Consider the following 19559-nt stretch of genomic DNA (forward strand, 5'->3'; position numbering starts at 1 on the left):
CTGTCGCGGGAGAAAGGGAGACCTCAGTTCGAGGGCGGCGTTCCGCAAAGACCTCGGTCACCTGCGCTTGAACCAGCCTCACGGCCGTATCGTGAGGCTTTCAGCAGTGGTTGCGGCGACTTCAGTCGCTCGGCGGGTCGGCCTCCCTCTCCGGACCTCACGCTCCCAAGGGGCCGTGCCTTTCGCCGGAGGCATACGCCTCGTACTCTTTCCCGCTCCCGTTTGCGGGCACGCGCTCCCGCCCGGCCCCGTCCGCCCCTCCGCCCCGCACGCCCATGCTCCGCATCCTCATCGCCGGCCTTCCCGCGAGCCTGGGCACGTGGCTGGCCAACCAGCTCCCCGGCGTTACGGTGGAGGTGGCGTTCAGCGGCCAGGAGGCGCTGGACATGCTTCGCGCGGACGGGGCGCGGCTGCTGGTGCTGGACGGCGCCGTGGAAGATCCCGCGGCGGGGGCCGTGGTGCGCCGCATCCGCGCGGACGAGCGGCTGGCGGAGCTGCCCGTGCTGTACACGATGGAGATGGACGCATCCACCGTCAAAGAAGCGGACCTGCGGCGGCTGGTGACGGAGCTGCACGTGGATGAACTGCTCTTTCAGCCGGTGGACCGGTCGGAGCTGCTGCGCGCCGTCTCCCGCCTGGTGCAGGTGGCGCCCGCGGAGCGCCCCGCCGCCCCGCCGGATTCCGCGGAGGGCGCGCAGGAGCGGCTGAGCTACGCGCTGGCCCAGGTGTGGAAGCGCGCGCGCGGCCCCGTGCTGGACCGCATCGCCGTGCTGGAGCGCGCCGCGCAGGCGGTGGCTGGCGGCGGGCTGACCGAGCCCATGCGCGAGACCGCTCGTCGCGAGGCGCACCGCCTGGCCGGCGCGCTGGGCACCTTTGGCCTGGGCGAAGGCTCCGTGCACGCCCGCGAACTGGAGCACCTGCTGGGCGCCCCCGTCCCCCGTGGGCAGGCGGGGCGCATGGCGGAGCTGGCCGCGCGGCTCAAGGCCGACGTGCACGCCCGCGCCGCCGAGACCGCGGAGCCCGCGCCCCCTCCGGCCGCGCCCGCCGCGCCGAACGCTCCGCCCGTGCTGTGGATCACCACGCCAGACGGCGGGCTGGCCGCGGGGGTGGCGGGAGAGGTGAGGGCGCTGGGGTTGCGCGCCGTGCTGGACGCGGAGATGGAGGACGGCACGCTGCGGCCGGACGCGGTGTTCCTGGACCTGCGCTCGCGCGGGGAAGGCGAGGCGGAGTGGGACGCGTTCGCGCGGGCGGGGCGGCGCGCGCCGGGGGTGCCGGTGCTGGCGTACACGGACCGCGACGCGCTGCTGGACCGGGTGCGCGCACTCAAGATGGGCGCGCGCACCATCCTGCATCCGCCGCTGTCTCCGGGGTTCGTGGGCGAGTCGCTGCAGCGCATGCTGCCCGTTCCCGGCGCCGCGCGGCAGACCATCCTTACCGTGGACGACGATCCGGCGGTGACGGGGAGCCTGCGCGCCATTCTGGAGGCGCAGCACTTTACCATCCACACGCTGAACGACCCGCTCCGGTTCTGGACGGAGCTGCGCGCGGTGAAGCCGGACCTGCTGGTGCTGGACATCGACATGCCGCACCTGAACGGCATTGAGCTGTGCCGGGTGGTGCGCAGCGATCCGGAATGGCGCCACGTCCCCGTCGTCTTCCTTACCGCGCGGTCGGACGCGGACACGGTGTACCGCGTGTTCGCCGCGGGCGCGGACGACTTCTTGAACAAGCCGGTGGTGGGGCCGGAGCTGGTGTCGCGCATCCGCAACCGGCTGGAGCGGCGCCCGGCCTGATGCCGCCCATCATCCCCCTTTCACGCCACCGCCGCTGATGACCACCGTCTGCACCATCGGGTACGAGAACGCCACCGTGGAGCGGTTCCTGGAGGCGCTGCGGGCCGCGGGGGTGCAGGTGCTGGTGGACGTGCGGGCGGTGGCGAGCTCGCGGCGGCCGGGGTTCGCCAAGACGGCGCTGTCGGGGAACGTGCGGGGAATCGGGATCGAATACCTGCACCTGCGCGCGCTCGGCACGCCCAAGGACGGCCGCATCGCCGCGCGCGCGGGCCGGCACGAGGAGATGCGCGCCATCTTCGCGGAACACCTCGCCACACTGGAGGCGCAGGCGGAACTGCACGCACTCGCGGAGCTGGTGCGCGGGGGAAAACGCGTGTGCCTCCTCTGCTTCGAGGCCGATCCCGCGCACTGCCACCGCACGCTCGTGGCGGACGCGCTGGCCGAACTGATCCCGATCGAGGTCAACGATCTCGCGACCTGATCCGCATCCCCCGCGAACCCTTTCCGCCAGCCCCGCCCTCCGCGACCGGTGCCGACCTCTCCGCAGGCGCTGAGTTCATCCGCATTTTTTGGAGGAGGCATACTTCGCTTCTGCGCCGCTTGTCCGGCGTGCATCGAGTACCACGTATCGGCAGAACGTCGAGCCACACACCTGATATCCGATTGCAAATCGCCGCGTCCGCCTGCCTGAACGGCGTGTTGGCTCCGCGCGGACCATCGCAGTCGCGAATCCCGTCCCATGCGATCCGCGGGGCGGGGGAGCGGGCGCAAAAGCCGCGGCTGCACCTGCCTGCTGCGCGTCTTTTTACGGATCATGCGCGCGCCAGGGCGTGGGGACAGAGACCAATCTCCCTGCGATTGGCCGGCTGCCGAGCCGATGCAGCCGCCGTCAAACGACGCGCGGCAGGATGGTGCGTCCGGTTGCCGCGGCGCGTTTCGCGGAGTGCCCTGTGGCGGGAAGCGCGGATACTCAGCGCGCGCGGAGAGCACGGTTGGAACGGCTGGAATGTGGCGTGGCGGGCTGGCGGAGGCGCAGGGAGCGGAGAGGGGCGGACCGGGACGGCAGATGACGGACGCGGCGGACGCGGCGGACGCGGGGACGAGCGCGAGCGGCCGCGGGTGAACTCGGGTGCGAGCGGGCGGTGACGGTGGACGTGGCCCGAGACATAGCGGACGCGCGGTGCGGGATGGAAACGCGAGAGGGCGCGGTCCGGATGCCGGACCGCGCCCTCTGCGTGCAATCGACCTTGATTGGCCGAGGTTCGGTCAGTAGGAGCCGGCTTCCGGCTGCCCCTCGGCCACGACGGTGTCGTTCAGGCGGCTGTTCATGCGCAGGGTGCGCCGGCCGCGGTCGTTGACGATGTAGAGGTAGAACTCCTCGCGCCCATCGTTCACCGCGTAGTACTCCGTCTCTGCTCCGAACATGCGGCGGGGCTGGATGGCGACAAGCTGCCCGCGCAGTACGCGGCCATTGCGGCGCCAGACGTATCCGCCGTCTTCGTCGATGGTGATGCGCCCCATCCCCGTGCCGTTTCGGTAGCTCCTTTCCCGCAGCTCCCACCGGCCCACCAGCAGTTCATCCACGGCCTCGTCCTCGTCGAACCCCCCGCGGGGCGGGTCCGTGTAGCCGCCGCCCAGGCTGGACTGCACGTCGAGCGTGTACTCGCCGGTGCCGCGGATGACGGCGTTCACGCGGATGGCGTACTCGCCGTCGTTGGGCAGGGTGACGTCCAGCCGCGCATCGTGCCCGCCGCCGCTGTCGTCGTCGCGGCCCAGCGGGCTCTGGATGCCGTGCCGCCCGCCCGGCGTGCCGACCACCAGGTACGCGTCAAAGTCCACCGAACGCAGGTTGACGCTCAGGCGCTCGCCGCGGCGGCCGCTGTAGCGGTAGATGTGGAACGGGCCGCCGTCGTCCAGCGTGGGATCGCTGGTGCGCAGCCGGCCCCTCACCGGCTCGCCCGCGCGGATGTAGCCGCCGTTCTGCCCCGGGCGCTCGTACGTTCCCGTGCCGTTCCCCCCGCTGCTCCACCCCCCGCCGCTCGATCCGCCGACGAGCGTGATCCGGTACTCGCCCGTGGTGGGCGCCAGGGAGCTGGCGCGGATGACGTAGGTGCCGTCTTCGGGAAGGCGGTACTCCAGCCGCGCGTTCTGCGTGCCGCCGCCGTCGTCGTCGCGCGCGAGCTCCTGAAAGGTGCCGCGGCGCATGGTGCCCAGGTACAGGTAGGCGTCGAACGCGTCGGACTCCAGGGTGACGATCACCGTTTCGCCCCGGCGGCCGGCGAACATGTACTCGTCGTAGTACGTGCGGTCCGGCAGGCGCGGGTCGCTGCTGCTGAGGGTGCCGCGCGTGAGCTGGCCGGGGTTGAGGGTGCGCTGCGCGGAAGCGGGAGCCGCGAGCAGTGCGGCGGCCACCAGGGCGAGGGCAGAAATCCGCTGGATCATGGGATGGGACGGTGGATCGGGGTGGATCGCAAACATGAGGATCTGCCGCGCGAAGATGCGGCACGCCCGCATGCTCCGCAACGGCGTTCCCCAAAGCTCGTGGAGGGCCGCCCGATCGCGCATGGGTCGGTCGGCGGATGGGCCGCTTGTCGGGGGGCGCGACGGGCCCGAGCGGATGCATGGCGGACGGGCGGCAGACGGCGCGCGGCACGGGTCAACCGGCCGATCCGGACCGACGGGACGGGAGTTACTCTCATGGGCACGGTGCCGGCGGAAAACCGCGGCGCCGCGCGAACCGCAATCCACAGCCCCCGACGGGCTTTCTGCCAGGGAGATCCGATGCCGTGGTTTCTTGATCCCAACGTGTACAGCAAGCTGCCGTTCTACATGAACACGGAAACCTGGCTGGCGGCGCTCAAGCTGCTGGCGGCGTTTCTGTTCGCGCGGGCTCTGTGGCGGCGCGGAGTGCGTGGTGCGCGGCTGGCGGGATCGGTGTGGGTGTTTCTGTTCGGCATCTTCTTGACGGTGATGCTGTCCATGCACGCGCTGGTAATCGTGCTGCTGCGGGTGCTGAACCGCCCCGCCGGGTCCGCCGTGTTCTACGACTTTCGCCTGTACAGCCTGGTGCTGATGGCGGTGGTGCTGGTGGCGCAGGGAATCCGGCTGGTGCGCGCCGCGCCGCGGCTGGCGGACGGGGTGCACGGCGCCGCGCGGGAGGCCGTGCGCGCCACGGCAACGGTGATCGTGGTAGCGGCACCGCTCATCCCGCTGCAGTTCTTTGGCGTTCTGCTGACAGCCGGCAGCTTGCTGACCCTGGCCGCCGTCGCCGCCGCCGCGCGCACGCCGTCCCGGTCCCGCGCGCCCGCCGCCTCCCGTCCCGTGGCGTCCGCGGCGGTGCTCGCGGGTTGAACTCTGGATGCAGGGCGGATGGAGGGCCGCGCGTCCGCCGGGCCCTGGATGCGGTGAAGCCCCGGACGGCGCCTGCGTGCGCCGTCCGGGGCTTCTCATTTGGTCGCCCGGCGCTCCTCGTCCGTCCGCCGGGGACCGGGCAGACGCGCCGGGCCGCTCACTCCTTGGCGAACGGCAGCGTCCCCTCCGCGTACGGAAGGGTGAACAGAAACGTGGTGCCCTCGCCGGGCGCGCTCTCCACGCGAATCTCGCCGCCGTGCGCGTGCACGATCCCCTGCGCGATGGTGAGCCCCAGCCCCGTGCCCTGGCGCCCGTCGCGCCGCGCCTGCCAGAACTGGTCGAACACCCGCGCAAGCTGGTCGGCGGGGATCCCCGATCCCGTATCGGCGACGCGGAACTCGGCCGCCGTTTCCAGCGGCCGCAGCCCCAGGGTGATGGTGCCGCCCTCCGGAGTGAACCGCACCGCGTTCCCCACCAGGTTGCCCAGCACCTGAATCACGCGGTCCACGTCCGCCATCACCGCGGGCGCACGGTCTGGCCCGTCGCAAACAAAGCGGATGCCTTTTTCCTGGGCCAGCGGGGCGAGCGAATCAAACGCGGCGCGCAGCAGCAGCGTCGCGGAGTGCGGGCGCGGCTCCATGGACAGGTGCCCCGCCGCGATGGTCGCCGCGTCCAGCAGATCGCCGATCATGCGGTCCATGCGCTGCGCCGCCCGGCGAATGATGCCCAGCTGCTTGCGCGTGAGCGCCTGGGAACCCTCATCGGGGAGCGTTTCCAGCAGAAAGCCGGAGCTGAGCTGAATGGTGTGCACCGGGTTGCGCAGATCGTGCGACACGATGCCCAGCACCTCGTCGCGCAGCCGTACCGTGTTCTGCAGCTGCTGCTGCACGCGCGCGTGCTCCGCCAGGTCCATCCGCAGCTCGATCTCCGTGCTCACCGAAGCCGCCAGGTCGGTAAGGCTGCCGATCTCCTCCTCCGTCCAGTTCCGCACCTGGAAGTCCATCACGCACAGCGTCCCCAGCGCGTGCCCGTCCGAGGTCAGCAGCGGAATGCCCGCGTACGAAGTGACCCCGAACTGGGCGATGGAGGGGTTCTGCGCCACGATGGGCTCAAGGCGGGTGTCGGGGATGATCAGCGGCCGGCCCAGCACCACCGTGTGTTTGCAGAACGAGAACTCCAGCGGGGTCTGGCGCTCGGTGGCGAGCGGCTCGGGCATGCCGGCGCACGCCATGTAGAACTGGCGGTCGGAATCCACCAGCGTCACGGTGGATACGGGCGCGGAAAGCAGGCGCGCGGCCAGGCGCGTCAGCCGGTCGAACGCGGCGTCGGTGGGCGCGTCCAGCAGCCCCGTCGCACGCAGGCGCCGAAGCCGCTCCGGATTCTGGATGACCTGCTCGAGGGTGTTGCTCATCACTTTGCGGAGGGAGAATCTGAACACGGCGACCGCAGGGACCGAGCCACGGCGCGTGCTTCCCCGGTGGCGCGACGGTGCAGACTCGGGCCGCGGGGCTCGTAGCTCATTTTTACGGACGGGGTTGGGCGTTCGGGGGTGGGCGGGGTAGCAGATGCTGCCTGTCCGCGAGAGGTCACGGTCCGATCTCCTCGGGTGCCGGCGCTCATCCCCGTGAAAGGTGCCCGCATGCGAAGGTTTCTGCTCCCGTTCACACTCGGCGCGCTCTGCATGCTCGCGGTCGTGATGGCGGTGGGACGAGCCGCTCCCGCGCTGTTCGGCCGGGCGAACGTGGCGCTCGGGTGGGCGCCGCGGCCCGGGGCGCGGGTGATCGCCGCGATTCCTGTGGTCACGATCCCTGTCGAGGTCCCTGCAGCGCCGGTTTCCCCAACTCACGCGCCGTCCGCCACGCCTGCACTCGTGGCGCGCTCCCCGGGCGGAACGTCGCGGAATGGGACGGAAACGGCGTCCGTGCCGGGCGCGTCCGGGCTGCTGATCCCGGTGCGGGGTGTGAAGGCGTCCAGCCTGGTGGATACGTACCAGCAGGCGCGCGGCCAGGGGCGGCGCCACGATGCCATCGACATCCTTGCCCCGCGCGGCACCCCGGTGGTGGCCGTGGCCGACGGCGTGGTGCTGAAGCTGTTCCGCAGCGAGCGGGGCGGCATCACCCTGTACCATCTCGCGCCCGACCGGCGCACCGTCTACTACTACGCGCATCTGGACCGCTACGCCGCGGGAATGGTGGAAGGCCGCGGGCTGCGGCGGGGCGATGTGCTTGGCTACGTGGGCGATACAGGCGATGCGGCTCCGGGCAACCACCATCTGCACTTTGAGGTCACCACCACGTCCGATCCAAAGAAGTACTGGGGCGGTGTGCCGCAGAATCCGTATCCGCTGCTGCAGTAGCGGGCGGGGCGGGGGCGGCGCAGTACGGAACCGGCCGGGTGCGGGGTAGCAGATTTTTCTTGCTCCGCCGGACTGAGGGAATTACGGTGTGTGTCCCACCCCGGACCACCCTCCTCTCCGGAGAACTCCATGCGGATCGGCGTCATCGACCTGCTGGGCAAGGAACCTCCCCGCAACGGCTACTCGCGCCTGATGCGCGCCAACAACGCCAGCATCATGCCCCAGGTGGTGGCCGTCTGGTGCCAGGAAGCGGGGCACCAGGTGCACTACGCCTACTACTCCGGCGCGGAACTGTTCGCGGGCGGCATTCCGGACGACGTGGATGTGGTGTTCATCCACGCGTTCTCGCAGGCGGCGCTCGTCGCGTACGCCATGAGCGCGCGATTCCGCCACGCCGGCGTGCGCACCGTGCTGGGCGGGCCGCACGCGCGCTCGTATCCGGAAGACGCGCGGCTGTACTTTGACGGGGTGGTGGGCTTCTGCGACCGCGACACGCTGCTGGAGGTGCTGCGCGACCCCGGCCCGCACCACCCGCTCGGACGGTACTTCTCCGCCCGCGGGCAGCCCGCGGAGCTACCGGGGCTGCGCCAGCGGTGGCCGTTTCTGCGCCCCGCCATGGAGGCGGCCAGAATCGTACGGCTGGTGCCGCTGCTGGGCAGCCTGGGGTGCCCGTACAAGTGCAGCTTCTGCATCGACGCCACGGTTCCGTACCAGCCGCTGGCCTTTGAGGGCGTTCGCGACGACCTGCGCTTCTTTCAGCAGTTGAACCTGCCGCGTTCGTGCGCCGTGTGGCACGACCCCAACTTCGGCATCCGCTTTGACGACTACCTGGACGCCATCGAGGAGGTGGTGCCGCCGGGGCGAGTGACCTTCTTTGCCGAAACGTCGCTGGCGCTGCTAAAGGAAGACAACCTCAAGCGGCTGCAGCGCAACGGCTTCAAGGCCACGGCGCCGGGGATCGAGTCGTGGTACGAGGCGGGCGACAAATCACGGATGCGCAGCGTGCAGGGGATGGAAAAGGTGCGCCGCGTGGCGGACCACGTGAACATGGTGCAGCGCTACATCCCGTACACGCAGGTCAACCTGATCTTTGGGCTGGACACGGACGAGGGGCTGGACGCCTTTGAACTCACCAAGCAGTTCATCGACCTGGCGCCCGGCGTGTACCCGCACTACGCACTGCTCTCCGCCTTCGGGCGCAACGCGGCGCTCAACCTGGAGTACCAGCGCGAGGGGCGCGTGCTCCCCGTCCCCTTCCACTTTCTGGACCTGGTGACGGCCATGAACGTGCGGCCGCGCCACTTCGGGTGGGAGGAATTCTACTCGGCCGTCATCGACACCTTTGACTACTCGTTCCGCCCCGCGGCGCTCTGGCGGCGCGCCCGGGCCAACCCGCGCCCGCTGCTGGCGCTGGAGCAGCTGTTCCGCGGACTGTCGTCGGACCGCAGCAACAAGCTGGGGCAGCACCGGCGCATGCTGGCGTGGCTGCGCGGCGACCGGCAGGTGCGCGACTTCTTTGACGGCCGAACGCGTGAAGTGCCGGCCGTGCTCACCCGGCAGATTCAGGCGCACCTGGGCCCGCTGTGGGAGTGGCTTCCCAAGCAGGCGCTTCGCTACGACCCGGACGCCTACCTCGCCTCCGGCGTGCAGACCGCGCTCCCCGTCCTCGCCGGCACCGCGGCCTGAGCGTCAGCCATCAACCGAGGCATCCGCCCCGTCCCGCGCGCCGGGCGCGGGGCGGACCGCCATCGGACGACTGAAACCGCATGTGCGGCGGGCGCGGGCGGGGTACACTGCGCGCGCATCGCCCCCCGCCGCCGTCCATCCATCCCCATCCATCCCCCGAGGAGACTTGCCGATGCGCCACGCCGCCTGTACCGCTCTTTCCGCCCTGGCCGCCGTCCTCTGCTGCGCACGTGCCGATGCGCAGGTGATGCGGATGGCGGAGATGAACGCGGCGCAGATCGGCGGGCTGAACCGCGACCGCACCGTGATCATCATTCCCGGCGGGATCATCGAGGAGCACGGGCCGTATCTGCCGGTCGCGGCGGATGGATACCGCAACGAGCGCATCGCGCAGGACGTGGCGGCGGCCATCGCGGCGCGCCCGGGGTGGACGGCGGTCATCATGCCCACCGTTCCGCTGGGCTCCGGCGCGTTCGAGAAGGTGACGGGGCGGCCGGAGTTTCCGGGTTCCGTGAGCGTGCGCGCGTCCACGCTGCGCGCCGTATTCATGGACATGGCGGATGAGCTCGGCGCGCGCGGGTTTCGCCGGGTGTTCGTGGTGAACGGGCACGGCGACCCCAACCACAACCGCGCGATGGACCTGGCGGGCGACTACTTTCGCGACACGTACGGCGGATTCATGGTCCACCTGCTGGGCCGCCGCGGGTGCCAGGCGGAAAGCATCGGCGAAACGCCGCCGGAGTCGCTGTACGGCACGGCGGCGCAGGCCGCGGACGCCGGCTCGCCGCACGCGGGCACGCTGGAGTTCAGCCGCACGCTGTACCTGCGCCCGGACCTGGTAGACACGGCGTACGTGCGCGCGCCGGACGTGACCGCCGCCGGCCCCGGCGAGTGGCGCCAGGCCGCCGCCCGCCCCGACTGGCCGGGCTACGTGGGCGCGCCGCGGTATTCCAGCATGGAGCTGGGCCGGTGGGTGTACGCCAGCGAGTCGCGCGCGTGCTCCGCGCTGGCGCTGCGCCTGGTGGATGGCGAAGACGAGCGCACGGTGGAGCGCTACGCGGACCAGATGCGTTCCATTCCGCCCGTGCGCGAGGCGCTTGACGGCTTGCTGGCGGAGGAGGAGGCGCAGGCGCGCCGCCAGGCCGAGTGGCTGCGCACCGCCCCCGCCCGTCCCTGAGACGACGACGTTCTCGCCGGGCACTGTCGTCCGCGGCGGTCTGGATGGAGAGGGGGACGGCGAGTAACCCGGCCGTCCCCCTCTGATCATCCCGTCAGATCTTCTTGAGCGCGTCCGGCTTGTGGGCGGCTTCCTTGCCGCTGCGGTCGCTCTTGACCAGGAACTCGGGTTCCTCCGGCGTCGCGGCGACCTTGTGCCCCTTGACGTGCGTTTCGTGCGTCAGCTTCTTTTCCACGCGCCCCGTGGTTTTCCCTGCGGCGTGTTCCACTGCACGTGGTCGCCCGGCTTGAGATTGTCCGCCATCCGCGCCTCCCGGTCCATGGGTGAGCGGCATCCCCGGCGCAAGGCGCGTACCGGGGTGAACAAGCCTTGTACGCTCCGCATCCTCTTCCGCGCTCCATCATCCCCAGCATGCCGAACCAGCCTCCGGGCGACGCCATGGAACCGGTGCTCCCCGAGACCTCGCGCCACGAGCCGGCGGCGCGGCCGTGGGAGCAGGAACTCCTCATCTCCGGCGCGGTCATCTTTTCGCTCCTGCAGCTTCCCGGGTGGGTGGACGACCGCTTCGTTCGCGCGCGTGCGCACGTGGACCGGGAGACGTTCACGGGCGTGTTTCTGCTGTACGTGTACGTCAAGGTGAGCCTGTACTCGCTGATTCTCGCCTTTCTGATGCACCTGGGCGGGCGCGGCTACTGGGTGGGGCTGATCGGGCTGGAATCCGTGTATCCGCAGGGCATCCGGTGGGAAAACACCACCTACGGGCCCGTGACGCGGGAGGTGTTCCGCGAGCGGCTGGGGCGCATTCAGGCCCACATCGACGCGGCGGACCGCTTCTGCAGCGTGCTGTTTCCGCTGGCGTTCTCCATGGTGTCGCTGTGCGCCTACAGCCTGTGGCTCATGGCGATGACGGCGGGGCTGGCCTACCTGGGCACCCGGCTTTCCGGCGATCCGGGGTCGTTCCAGACCTGGTTCCTGGGCTGCGTGGCGGTCACCGTTCTGGTGCCCACGGTGGCGATGATGGTGGACAAGCGGGTGGGCGCCCGGGCGGAGCCGGGCGGGCGCATGCACCGGGTGCTGCGGCGGTTCGGGGTGTTCACCTACTACCTGAACGCCATGCCGGCCATCGGCGTGATGTTTACCACGCTGTTCAGCAACGCGCGGCGCAGCATGCGCTATCCCATGGCGCTGGGCGGGTTTGCGCTCCTGTTCATCTACGTGTTCGCGCACGACATGATGATGCGCGAGGGGCTGCTGCGGGTGGGCGCTTCGCCGTTCTATCCGGAGCAGGCGGGGCAGGCGGCCATGGCGCCCGTGTACTACCAGGACCGCCGCACGCCCGGCGAGGTGAACGAGCGCGCGCCCACCATTCAGTCGGAGGTAATCCAGGATCCGTACGTGCGCCTCTTCATCCCGTACGAGCCCATGGTTCACGGCGAGTCGCTGCCGCAGCGGTGCCCCGGGGTGCGGCCGCTGAACGACGGTGGAGTGCAGCTGGGGCGCGCGCCGGTGTCGGACCCGGCACGGACGCGCGCGCTGCTGGCCTGCTGGACGCGGCTGCAGCCGGTGTCGCTGAACGGGCGGGTCATCACGCCCGCGTTCCGCTTTACCACGGACCCGGAGACGGGGGTGCGGGGGATCGTGGCGCACATTCCCGTCGCGGGGCTGCCGCGCGGCGAGAACCTGCTGACCGTGGCGCCCCCTCCGCGGACGGAGCGCGGCCGGAAGCGGGGGAAGAGCGGCCGGGTGCCGGCGTACATCTATTTCTGGTTGTAGAGAGGGAAGTGCTCAGGGTTTAGTGCCCGGTGCCAAGTGCCCAGTGCGCAGTGCCAAGTGCCCGGTGCCCAGGGTCCAGTGCCGCGGACGGTGTGGCCCTCACCCGGCTCGCTAAAGCTCGCCACCCTCTCCCACGAACAGATGTGGGAGAGGGGGCACACGGCAACTGCGCTCCTCAGCTAGCCCCTCCCCGCGCAAACCGCCGCGCGGAGAAGGGAGAACTGCGCCTCGGTGCCGTTCGCCGGGTGCCATGCGGCCGAAGGAGGCCCCCTCCCCCCAGCCCCCTCCGCCCGCTCCGCGGGAGAGGGGGAGCCGTTCGGCGCCGGGGATGGTTCGGCGCTCGTCGCCGGGCGGTCCGCCGGGCGGTTGAAGCCCCGAACGTAGGCGCGTCAGCGTCACGAGTCGGGGCTTTCCGCTTTCAGAGCGGCGGATTCATCCGCTCAGGACACCGTCCGCCGCGCGCGCCTAAGCAACTCGCGCCGAACCCGCCGCCGCGCCCAACCCTCCCCCAGTCTTTTTTGGGGGAGGGTGGGTGAGTAATGCGAACCCGGGTGGGGCCGCCCTGAACTCCGCCACTCACACCGGCACCGACACCCACGTGCAGGTGAAGTCCCCCCCCCACGTCCGTTTGGGGGGCGTTTGGGGGGACTTTCCGCCGTTGTTGCGGCGACTTCAGTCGCTCAGCCGCCCCGCAACCGCTCCCGTATACGGAATACGAGGCGGCTCCCCCGCGGCCGGGTGCTAACCCTTTCGCACCTCGGGGGAACGGTGCAGATTGGGCGGTGACCCCGTCCGCCAACCGGGGACGCCACCGGCGGTGGCGCTCTGAATCACCCGCACTCCTGGTGTACCGAATGTTCCTCACGCGCAGACACCTGCGGGGCGTGCTGCTGGCCGCGGCCGCGCTGGCCGGGGCCGGCCCTGCGGCCGCGCAGGGCGGCTACCTGACGCCGCCGGCACCCATCCCCGCCATCCTGAACGCGCAGCCCACCCCCGGAGTGCTGGTGGGCCGCGACCGGCGCACCCTGGCCCTGCTGGCGCGCGAAGGGCTCCCCACCATCGCCGAGATGGCGGAGCCGGAGCTGCGCCTGGCCGGCTACCGCATCAGCCCGCGCACCAACGGCGTGTCCGCCAGCCGCGCGGCGCACGCCACGGGGCTCACCTTTCAGGACCTGGCCACCGGCACCACCCGCGCCGTTCGCCTCCCCGCCGGGGCGCGCATCTCGTCCACGGCGTGGTCGCCGGACGGGCGCACGCTGGCGTTCGTGAACACCACGCCCGCCGGGCTGGAGCTGTGGGTGGCGCCCGTGGCCGGCGGCGAGGCCCGCCGCGTGACGGACGTCAAGCTGAACGGCACCATGGGCACGCCGTACGAGTGGATGCCCAACGGCAGCGGCTTTCTGATCGCGCGCGTGCCCGCCGGGCGCGGCGCCGCGCCGCGCGCCTCCGAGGTCCCCACCGGACCCATCGTGCAGGAGAACCTGGGCCGCTCGGCCCCGGTGCGCACCTACCAGGACCTGCTGGCCAACAGCACCGACGAGGCGCTGTTCGAGTACTACTTCACCTCGCAGCTCGCCACCGTGCCGCTGGCCGGCGGGGTACCGCGCAACCTGGGCACCCCGGCGCTCTACGCCGGCTTTGACCTGTCGCCCAGCGGGCAGTACCTGCTGGTGACGCGCGTAAAGCGGCCGTACAGCTACGTGGTGCCCGCGTTCAACTTTCCGCAGGACATCTCGGTGCTGGACGCGTCCACGGGCCGGCTGGTGAAGCAGATCGCCGACGTGCCGCTGACCGACAACCTGCCGTCGTCGTTCGACGCCGTGCGCCCCGGGCCCCGCTCGGTGCAGTGGCGCTCCGACGCGCCGGCCACCCTGGCCTGGGCCGAGGCGCAGGATGGCGGCGACCCGCGCCGTGAATCGGCCGTGCGAGACCGCGTGTTCCTGCAGGCCGCGCCGTTTACCGCCGCGCCGGTGCGGCTTGCCGACCTGGACCAGCGCTTCGGCGGCATCTGGTGGGGGCGCGACGACCTGGCCGTCGTCGCCTCGCGCTGGGTGAACACCCGCCGCGAAAAGCGCATCGTGGTCAACCCGTCGTCGCCGTCCGCCGCGCCGCGCACCATCAGCGACCGCAGCTACGAGAACCGCTACGCAGACCCGGGGAGCCCGCTGTTCACCACCACCGCCACCGGCGCGCCGGTGATGATGTTCACGGCGGACGGGCGCGGCGTGTACCTGACGTCGGCCGGCGCCTCTGAGCGCGGCGACTACCCGTTTCTGGACGTGATGGACATTGCCACGGGGCAGAGCCGCCGCCTGTGGCGGTCGGAAGACCCGTACTACGAGAGCGTGGTCACGGTGCTGAACCCGGAGGGCACGCAGCTGCTCACCCGGCGCGAGAGCGCCACGGAGGCGCCCAACTACTACGTGCGCAGCCTGTCGGGCGGGGCGCCGCGGGCGGTGACGCGCTTTGCCGATCCGGCGCCGCAGCTGGCGGGGATCCAGCGGCAGCTCATCACCTACAACCGCCCGGACGGAGTCAAGCTGAGCGGCACGCTGTACCTGCCGCCCAACTACGACCAGCGCCGCGACGGCCCGCTGCCGCTGCTGATGTGGGCGTATCCCACGGAGTTCCGCGACGCGGCGGCCGCGTCGCAGGTCACGGACTCGCCCAACCGCTTCTCGCGGCCGGGCGGCATCAGCCACCTGTTCCTGCTGCTGGCCGGGTACGCCATTCTGGACAACCCCACCATGCCCATCGTGGGCGAGGGGCAGACGGAGCCCAACGACACCTACGTGGAGCAGCTGGTGGCCAGCGCCAAGGCGGCGGTGGACAAGGTGGTGGAGATGGGCGTGGCGGACCGTGACAAGATCGCGGTGGGCGGCCACTCGTACGGCGCCTTCATGACGGCCAACCTGCTGGCGCACAGCGACCTGTTCCGCGCCGGCATCGCGCGGTCGGGCGCGTACAACCGCACGCTCACGCCGTTCGGGTTCCAGGCGGAGCAGCGCACGTACTGGGAGGCCACGGACACGTACACGCGCATGAGCCCGTTCACGTACGCCAACCGCATCAACGAGCCCATTCTGCTCATCCACGGCGCCAACGACGACAACAGCGGCACCTTCCCCATCCAGAGCGAGCGCTTTTACGCGGCGCTCAAGGGGCAGGGCGCCACGGTGCGCTACGTCGTGCTCCCGCTGGAGGCGCACGGCTACCGCGCGCGGGAAAGCACCATGCACACGCTGGCGGAGATGATCAACTGGCTGGACCGGTACGTAAAGAACGCCGGCCCGCGCCCCGCCGCGCCCGCCCCGGCGGCCACACGGTAAGGGCTTTCGGTTGATGAAAGAAAATCGCGGCGGACGCCCTCGGGTGTCCGCCGCGGTTCCGTTCTGCCGGGCTTCTACGGCAACTGCGGGTCTCTCACGGAGGGCACGGAGGTTCACGGAGGTCACGGAGGAACTGCAAAGAAGGGCAGCACGCATCGCCGCAGCAGCGCCGAAGAAAACTGATCCAGGAGAGATGGCGGGTAAGAAAGTGCTGGCTCTGTGTCATTCCGTCGGTTGTTCTTTCTCTGTGCCTCTGTGTCTCTGTTAGAGATTGCAGTTTGCCGTGCCTCGGTGAACTCTCGGTTCCAACCGCCGTGGCCGCCGTGAGAAAGGGCAGTTCGATCGCCGAAAGCATGAACAAAACTTAGCCGGGGCTGGCGGTTTTTGCATGAACGGGCTACCCTGTCCTTTCCTACCGCGGGACCCGGGCACACCCCATCCACAGGACACACGACGATGCAGTATCCCCTTCAGCTTTCGTTCAAGATCCTCGCACTCGCTCCGCAGATCTTCGTGCGCGACGGCACCGGCCAGGTGCGCATGTACGTCAAGCAGAAGCTCATGAAGCTCAAGGAACAGGTGGTGGTCTTCAGCAACGAGAGCATGACCCAGGAGCTGTATCACATCCGCGCCAACAAGGTCATCGACTGGTCGGCGCAGTACAACTTCAGCACGCCCGACGGCACCCCCATTGGCGCGGTGCGGCGCCGCGGCATGCGCTCGCTGTGGAAGGCGCACTACGAGATCATGAACGGCGACCAGCTCGCCTTCAACCTGCGTGAAGAAAATCCCTGGGCCAAGGTGGGCGACGCGCTGTTTTCCGAGATCCCCGTGCTGGGCATCTTTGCCGGCTACGTCTTTCACCCCAAATACGTCGTCACCCGCCCCGATGGCTCGGTGGTGATGCGCGCCAGCAAGCAGGCGGCCTTTCTGGAAGGCAAGTACACCATCGACAAGCTCGCCGAGCTGACGCCGGAAGAAGAAGGCATTTCCGCCCTCAGCATCCTCATGCTGCTGCTGCTGGAGCGCCGCCGCGGCTGATTCCGCGCCGGTTGTGACCGACCGATTGCCGCGCCCCCGCCGCTCGCCGGTGGGGGCGCGTTTTCCGTCACGGCACGGGCGGTGCGCCGCGCTTCGCCCGTCGTCCTTCCCTCACCCCCGCCCTCGATCCATGGCAAGCAACGCGTTTCGCGACAACGTTGTCGTCATCACTGGCGCCTCGGACGGCATCGGGGCAGAGATGGCGCTGCAGATGGCGCGGCAGGGAGCCCGCCTGGTCCTGGCCGCGCGCGATGCGGCCAGGCTGGAGGCGGTGGCCGCGCGGTGCCGCGAGCGCGGCGGGCAGGCGCTCGTCGTTCCCACCGACGTGGGGGTGGAGGCGCAGTGCGCGGCGCTGATGGAGCGCGCGGTGGCGGAATTCGGGCGTATCGACACGCTCGTCAACAACGCGGGGATCGGCATGTGGGCGCGCTTTGACGAGCTCACCACGCTGGAGCCGTTGGAGCGGATGATGCGCGTCAACTACCTGGGCTCGGTCTACTGCACCTGGTACGCGCTGCCGCACCTCAAGCGGTCGCGCGGGCGCATCGTAGGCGTGTCGAGCCTCACGGGGCTCGCGGGCGTGCCCACGCGGAGCGGGTACGCGGCCACCAAGCACGCCATGGCCGGCTTCTTCAACTCGCTCCGCATCGAACTGGCGGACGAGGGCGTCTCGGTGACGATGGTCTATCCGGGGTTCGTCTCCACCGGCATCCGCCAGCGCGCCATGGGGCCGGACGGCTCGCCGCTCGTCACCAGCCCCGTGCAGGAGGAGCGGGTGATGACGCCGGAAGAGTGCGCGCGGCAGATCATCGCCGCCGCGGCCGGGCGGCGGCGGGAAGTGGTGATGACGACGCGCGCCAAGGTGGGGCAGTGGATCAAGCTCATCGCTCCCGGCGTGGTGGACCGCATCGCCCGCCGCGCCATCGAGCGCGGCAGATAAGGCGGCGCGTGCGGGGGATGGCAACCCTTGCGGCGGACCCGGCGTCCAACGCGGGTGTACGACGCCGCTCAACCCGTTGCCGCAAGGAAAGATGCGCATCCGCACCCTGGTTCCCGCCCTGCTCCCCCTTCTGGCCCTTCCCCTCGCCGGTCACCGCGAAATCCGGGGAGAGCGCCTGGTTTCCGGCTACTACACGGTGCAGTGGGAGCAGCAGAGCTTCAGCCCCTGCGTACCGGGCGGAAGCCGCGGGCCGCGCATGGGCGGCGTGGGGTGGTGGGTCACCAATCCCGGCCCCGTGGCCGCACGCTACCGCGACCTGGTGCAGAACGAGTACGGCACCATCTTTGTCACCGTGCGCGCCGACGTGACCGACGAGGGGATGTTCGGGCACATGGGGATGTACCGCCGCGCTGTCGCGTTCCGCGAAGTGGTGAGCGCCAAGCGCGCCGAGCCCGACGACTGCGAGCGCGCCTTGGCCGACAGCACCCGCGCCGTCCGCACGGACTGACGCACGGCGGGGTGGATGGGAAAACAAAGGCCGGCCCGGGAGCACCCCGGCCGGCCTTTTCGCGTCTCCGGGCGCCGCAACGGCAACCGCGTCTCTCACGGAGGCCACGGGGGGGGCACGGAGTTCACGGTACGCATGCGGAGAGTGCCGCGAGACGCCCGTTGTGGGCGGATACCCTACAGCGGAGGCGGCCCGTGCCGCTCGCGGGACGGGGAGCGCGGGCCTATCTTTGCGGCCGGCGGATGCGGTTCATCCGCCGTGCACTCCCAAGGCTTTCAGGACGACCATGACCCAGGTGGATCCCCGCGCGCCGGACCCGTTTGATCCGGTGCAGCGCCGCAAGAACATTCGCACGCTGATCATCGTCACCGTGCTGCTGGTCGGCTTTGCGCTCATTCCCGCCTCGCTGCGCCGCATGGAGGCACCGGAGGAGAACTTTGCCACGCTGCAGGAGGCGCAGGAAGCCCGCGCGGTGGACCGCGGCCTCATTCCCGGATTCGTGCCCGCGAACGCCTCGGACATCCGCACCCGCTACAACCGCGACCGGGGCCAGCGCTTCGTGCGCTTCACCTACACGGAGCTGGGCACGCTGACGGACGGCATGCGCCCCGTGAGCGAGGAGCGGCAGAAGTCGCTCACCGTGCCGTCGCCGGGGTGGAGCAAGTGGTGGCCGCTCAGCTCGCGCACCTTCTCGGGCGGGCAGGGCAAGTACCTGAAGGTGTGGGAGATCACCTCCGGGCCGGACCAGGGCTTTCTGGCCGTGGACCCGCGGACCCGGCACGCCTACTTCTGGAGCCGCTGAGGCAGCCATGGCCGTAAGCCGCGAGTACCGCGAGTACGTGCTGGAGCAGATGGGGCGCGTGCTTCCCGTCACCGCGCAGTCCATGTTCGGCGGCGTGGGCATTCGCAGTGAGGGCGTGTTCTTCGCGCTCATCAGCGGCGACGCGGTCTATCTGAAGACGGATGACACCAATCGCCCGGACTTCGAGGCGGCGGGGATGGCGCCGTTCGATCCGTACCAGGACGGCCGGGTGATGCTGAGCTACCACGAGCTTCCGGCGGAGATGCTGGAAGACCCGGACGTCCTGCGCCCCTGGCTGCAAAACGCACTCGACGTGGCGCGACGCAAGCGCAAGCCCGCGCCCCGCAAGCCCCGGCGCGGCTGACCGGCCCCGTCCGGGAGTGGCGCGCGGTGGCCGCAAAGATCCAGGACCGCCCTCCCCGCCGGGGTTGACGGGGCGCGGCGGGCGCCGGGGGACGGGCGATTCCGGAGTGCCCGGTGCGCGGGGGAGGGCGGTGGAGCAGGAAAACGACCCCTCCACGCCCGCCTGAAAGGCCGCTGACGGGCCGATTGGGGCCGGAAATGACCGCTTGTGACGTGAAACGGCTCGCTCCCTCTTGTCCAGGGGCGAGCCTTGCTGTAACCTGTCCCCGCAATCGGTCAGACTGGCTGGCCGCGCCACACCAGTGAACAGGGGACGGGACGTGCCGCCGCGTAAGGATGCCGCGTCCGTAGAGACGCTTCGCGAGGCTGCGCGCACCTTTGTGGATGCCACCTCGCTTCGCCAGGCCGCCCGCGACATCGGCATGAGCCCCACGGGGCTC

General features: G+C 70.6%; 15 protein-coding genes and 1 pseudogene. 13 read left to right on the forward strand and 3 right to left on the reverse strand.

The genetic code is table 11. The features are described from left to right. Positions 1–275 precede the first annotated feature (275 nt). Positions 276–1793: a response regulator gene (locus VF665_RS00080; RefSeq protein WP_331051353.1), complete on the forward strand. Its 1518-nt coding sequence runs from the start codon at positions 276–278 to the stop codon at positions 1791–1793. 37 nt (positions 1794–1830) lie between these two features. Then, positions 1831–2274, forward strand: coding sequence for a DUF488 domain-containing protein (locus VF665_RS00085; RefSeq protein WP_331051354.1), 444 nt, complete (start codon positions 1831–1833; stop codon positions 2272–2274). Between the two features lie 785 nt (positions 2275–3059). Here VF665_RS00085 and VF665_RS00090 read toward each other — a convergent pair. Next, positions 3060–4235, reverse strand: coding sequence for a hypothetical protein (locus tag VF665_RS00090; RefSeq protein ID WP_331051355.1), 1176 nt, complete (start codon positions 4233–4235; stop codon positions 3060–3062). A gap of 339 nt (positions 4236–4574) precedes the next feature. Between VF665_RS00090 and VF665_RS00095 the strand changes: the two genes are divergently transcribed. Further along, the gene (locus tag VF665_RS00095) at positions 4575–5144 is read left to right on the forward strand and encodes a hypothetical protein (protein ID WP_331051356.1); all 570 of its coding nucleotides are present in this window, start codon (positions 4575–4577) and stop codon (positions 5142–5144) included. A gap of 157 nt (positions 5145–5301) precedes the next feature. Here VF665_RS00095 and VF665_RS00100 read toward each other — a convergent pair whose 3' ends face one another. Beyond that, on the reverse strand, positions 5302–6555 hold the full coding sequence (locus tag VF665_RS00100) for a GAF domain-containing sensor histidine kinase (RefSeq protein WP_331051357.1): 1254 nt from the start codon (positions 6553–6555) through the stop codon (positions 5302–5304). A 228-nt stretch (positions 6556–6783) separates the two neighbouring features. Here VF665_RS00100 and VF665_RS00105 point away from each other — a divergent pair, with 228 nt between their 5' ends. The 3 genes from VF665_RS00105 (at position 6784) to VF665_RS00115 (ending at position 10363) form a co-directional block, all read left to right on the forward strand. Then, on the forward strand, positions 6784–7500 hold the full coding sequence (locus VF665_RS00105; RefSeq protein WP_331051358.1) for a M23 family metallopeptidase: 717 nt from the start codon (positions 6784–6786) through the stop codon (positions 7498–7500). Positions 7501–7629: 129 nt separating this feature from the next. Further along, positions 7630–9186: a hypothetical protein gene (locus VF665_RS00110; RefSeq protein WP_331051359.1), complete on the forward strand. Its 1557-nt coding sequence runs from the start codon at positions 7630–7632 to the stop codon at positions 9184–9186. Positions 9187–9358: 172 nt separating this feature from the next. Then, positions 9359–10363, forward strand: a complete 1005-nt coding sequence (locus VF665_RS00115) for a creatininase family protein (RefSeq protein WP_331051360.1) — start codon at positions 9359–9361, stop codon at positions 10361–10363. A gap of 94 nt (positions 10364–10457) precedes the next feature. On the opposite strand, the pseudogene VF665_RS00120 reads toward VF665_RS00115, so the two are convergent. After that, a pseudogene (locus VF665_RS00120) lies at positions 10458–10666 on the reverse strand (DUF2945 domain-containing protein). Between the two features lie 108 nt (positions 10667–10774). Between VF665_RS00120 and VF665_RS00125 the strand changes: the two are divergent. The 7 genes from VF665_RS00125 (at position 10775) to VF665_RS00155 (ending at position 19120) form a co-directional block, all read left to right on the forward strand. Next, a complete protein-coding gene (locus tag VF665_RS00125) occupies positions 10775–12136 on the forward strand; it encodes a hypothetical protein (RefSeq protein WP_331051362.1) in 1362 nt (453 codons plus the stop codon). Positions 12137–12990: 854 nt separating this feature from the next. Further along, complete coding sequence (locus VF665_RS00130) at positions 12991–15465, forward strand: S9 family peptidase (RefSeq protein WP_331051368.1); 2475 nt, start codon at positions 12991–12993, stop codon at positions 15463–15465. Positions 15466–15921: 456 nt separating this feature from the next. Next, the gene (locus VF665_RS00135; protein ID WP_331051363.1) at positions 15922–16506 is read left to right on the forward strand and encodes a hypothetical protein; all 585 of its coding nucleotides are present in this window, start codon (positions 15922–15924) and stop codon (positions 16504–16506) included. A gap of 130 nt (positions 16507–16636) precedes the next feature. After that, complete coding sequence (locus VF665_RS00140) at positions 16637–17446, forward strand: SDR family oxidoreductase (RefSeq protein ID WP_331051364.1); 810 nt, start codon at positions 16637–16639, stop codon at positions 17444–17446. A gap of 91 nt (positions 17447–17537) precedes the next feature. Beyond that, positions 17538–17954, forward strand: coding sequence for a hypothetical protein (locus tag VF665_RS00145; RefSeq protein WP_331051365.1), 417 nt, complete (start codon positions 17538–17540; stop codon positions 17952–17954). A 286-nt stretch (positions 17955–18240) separates the two neighbouring features. Continuing rightward, on the forward strand, positions 18241–18756 hold the full coding sequence (locus VF665_RS00150; protein ID WP_331051366.1) for a hypothetical protein: 516 nt from the start codon (positions 18241–18243) through the stop codon (positions 18754–18756). 7 nt (positions 18757–18763) lie between these two features. Next, positions 18764–19120, forward strand: a complete 357-nt coding sequence (locus tag VF665_RS00155) for a TfoX/Sxy family protein (protein ID WP_331051367.1) — start codon at positions 18764–18766, stop codon at positions 19118–19120. Positions 19121–19559: the final 439 nt, after the last annotated feature.

It is taken from the genome of Longimicrobium sp., assembly GCF_036387355.1.
Taxonomy (GTDB): Bacteria; Gemmatimonadota; Gemmatimonadetes; order Longimicrobiales; family Longimicrobiaceae; genus Longimicrobium.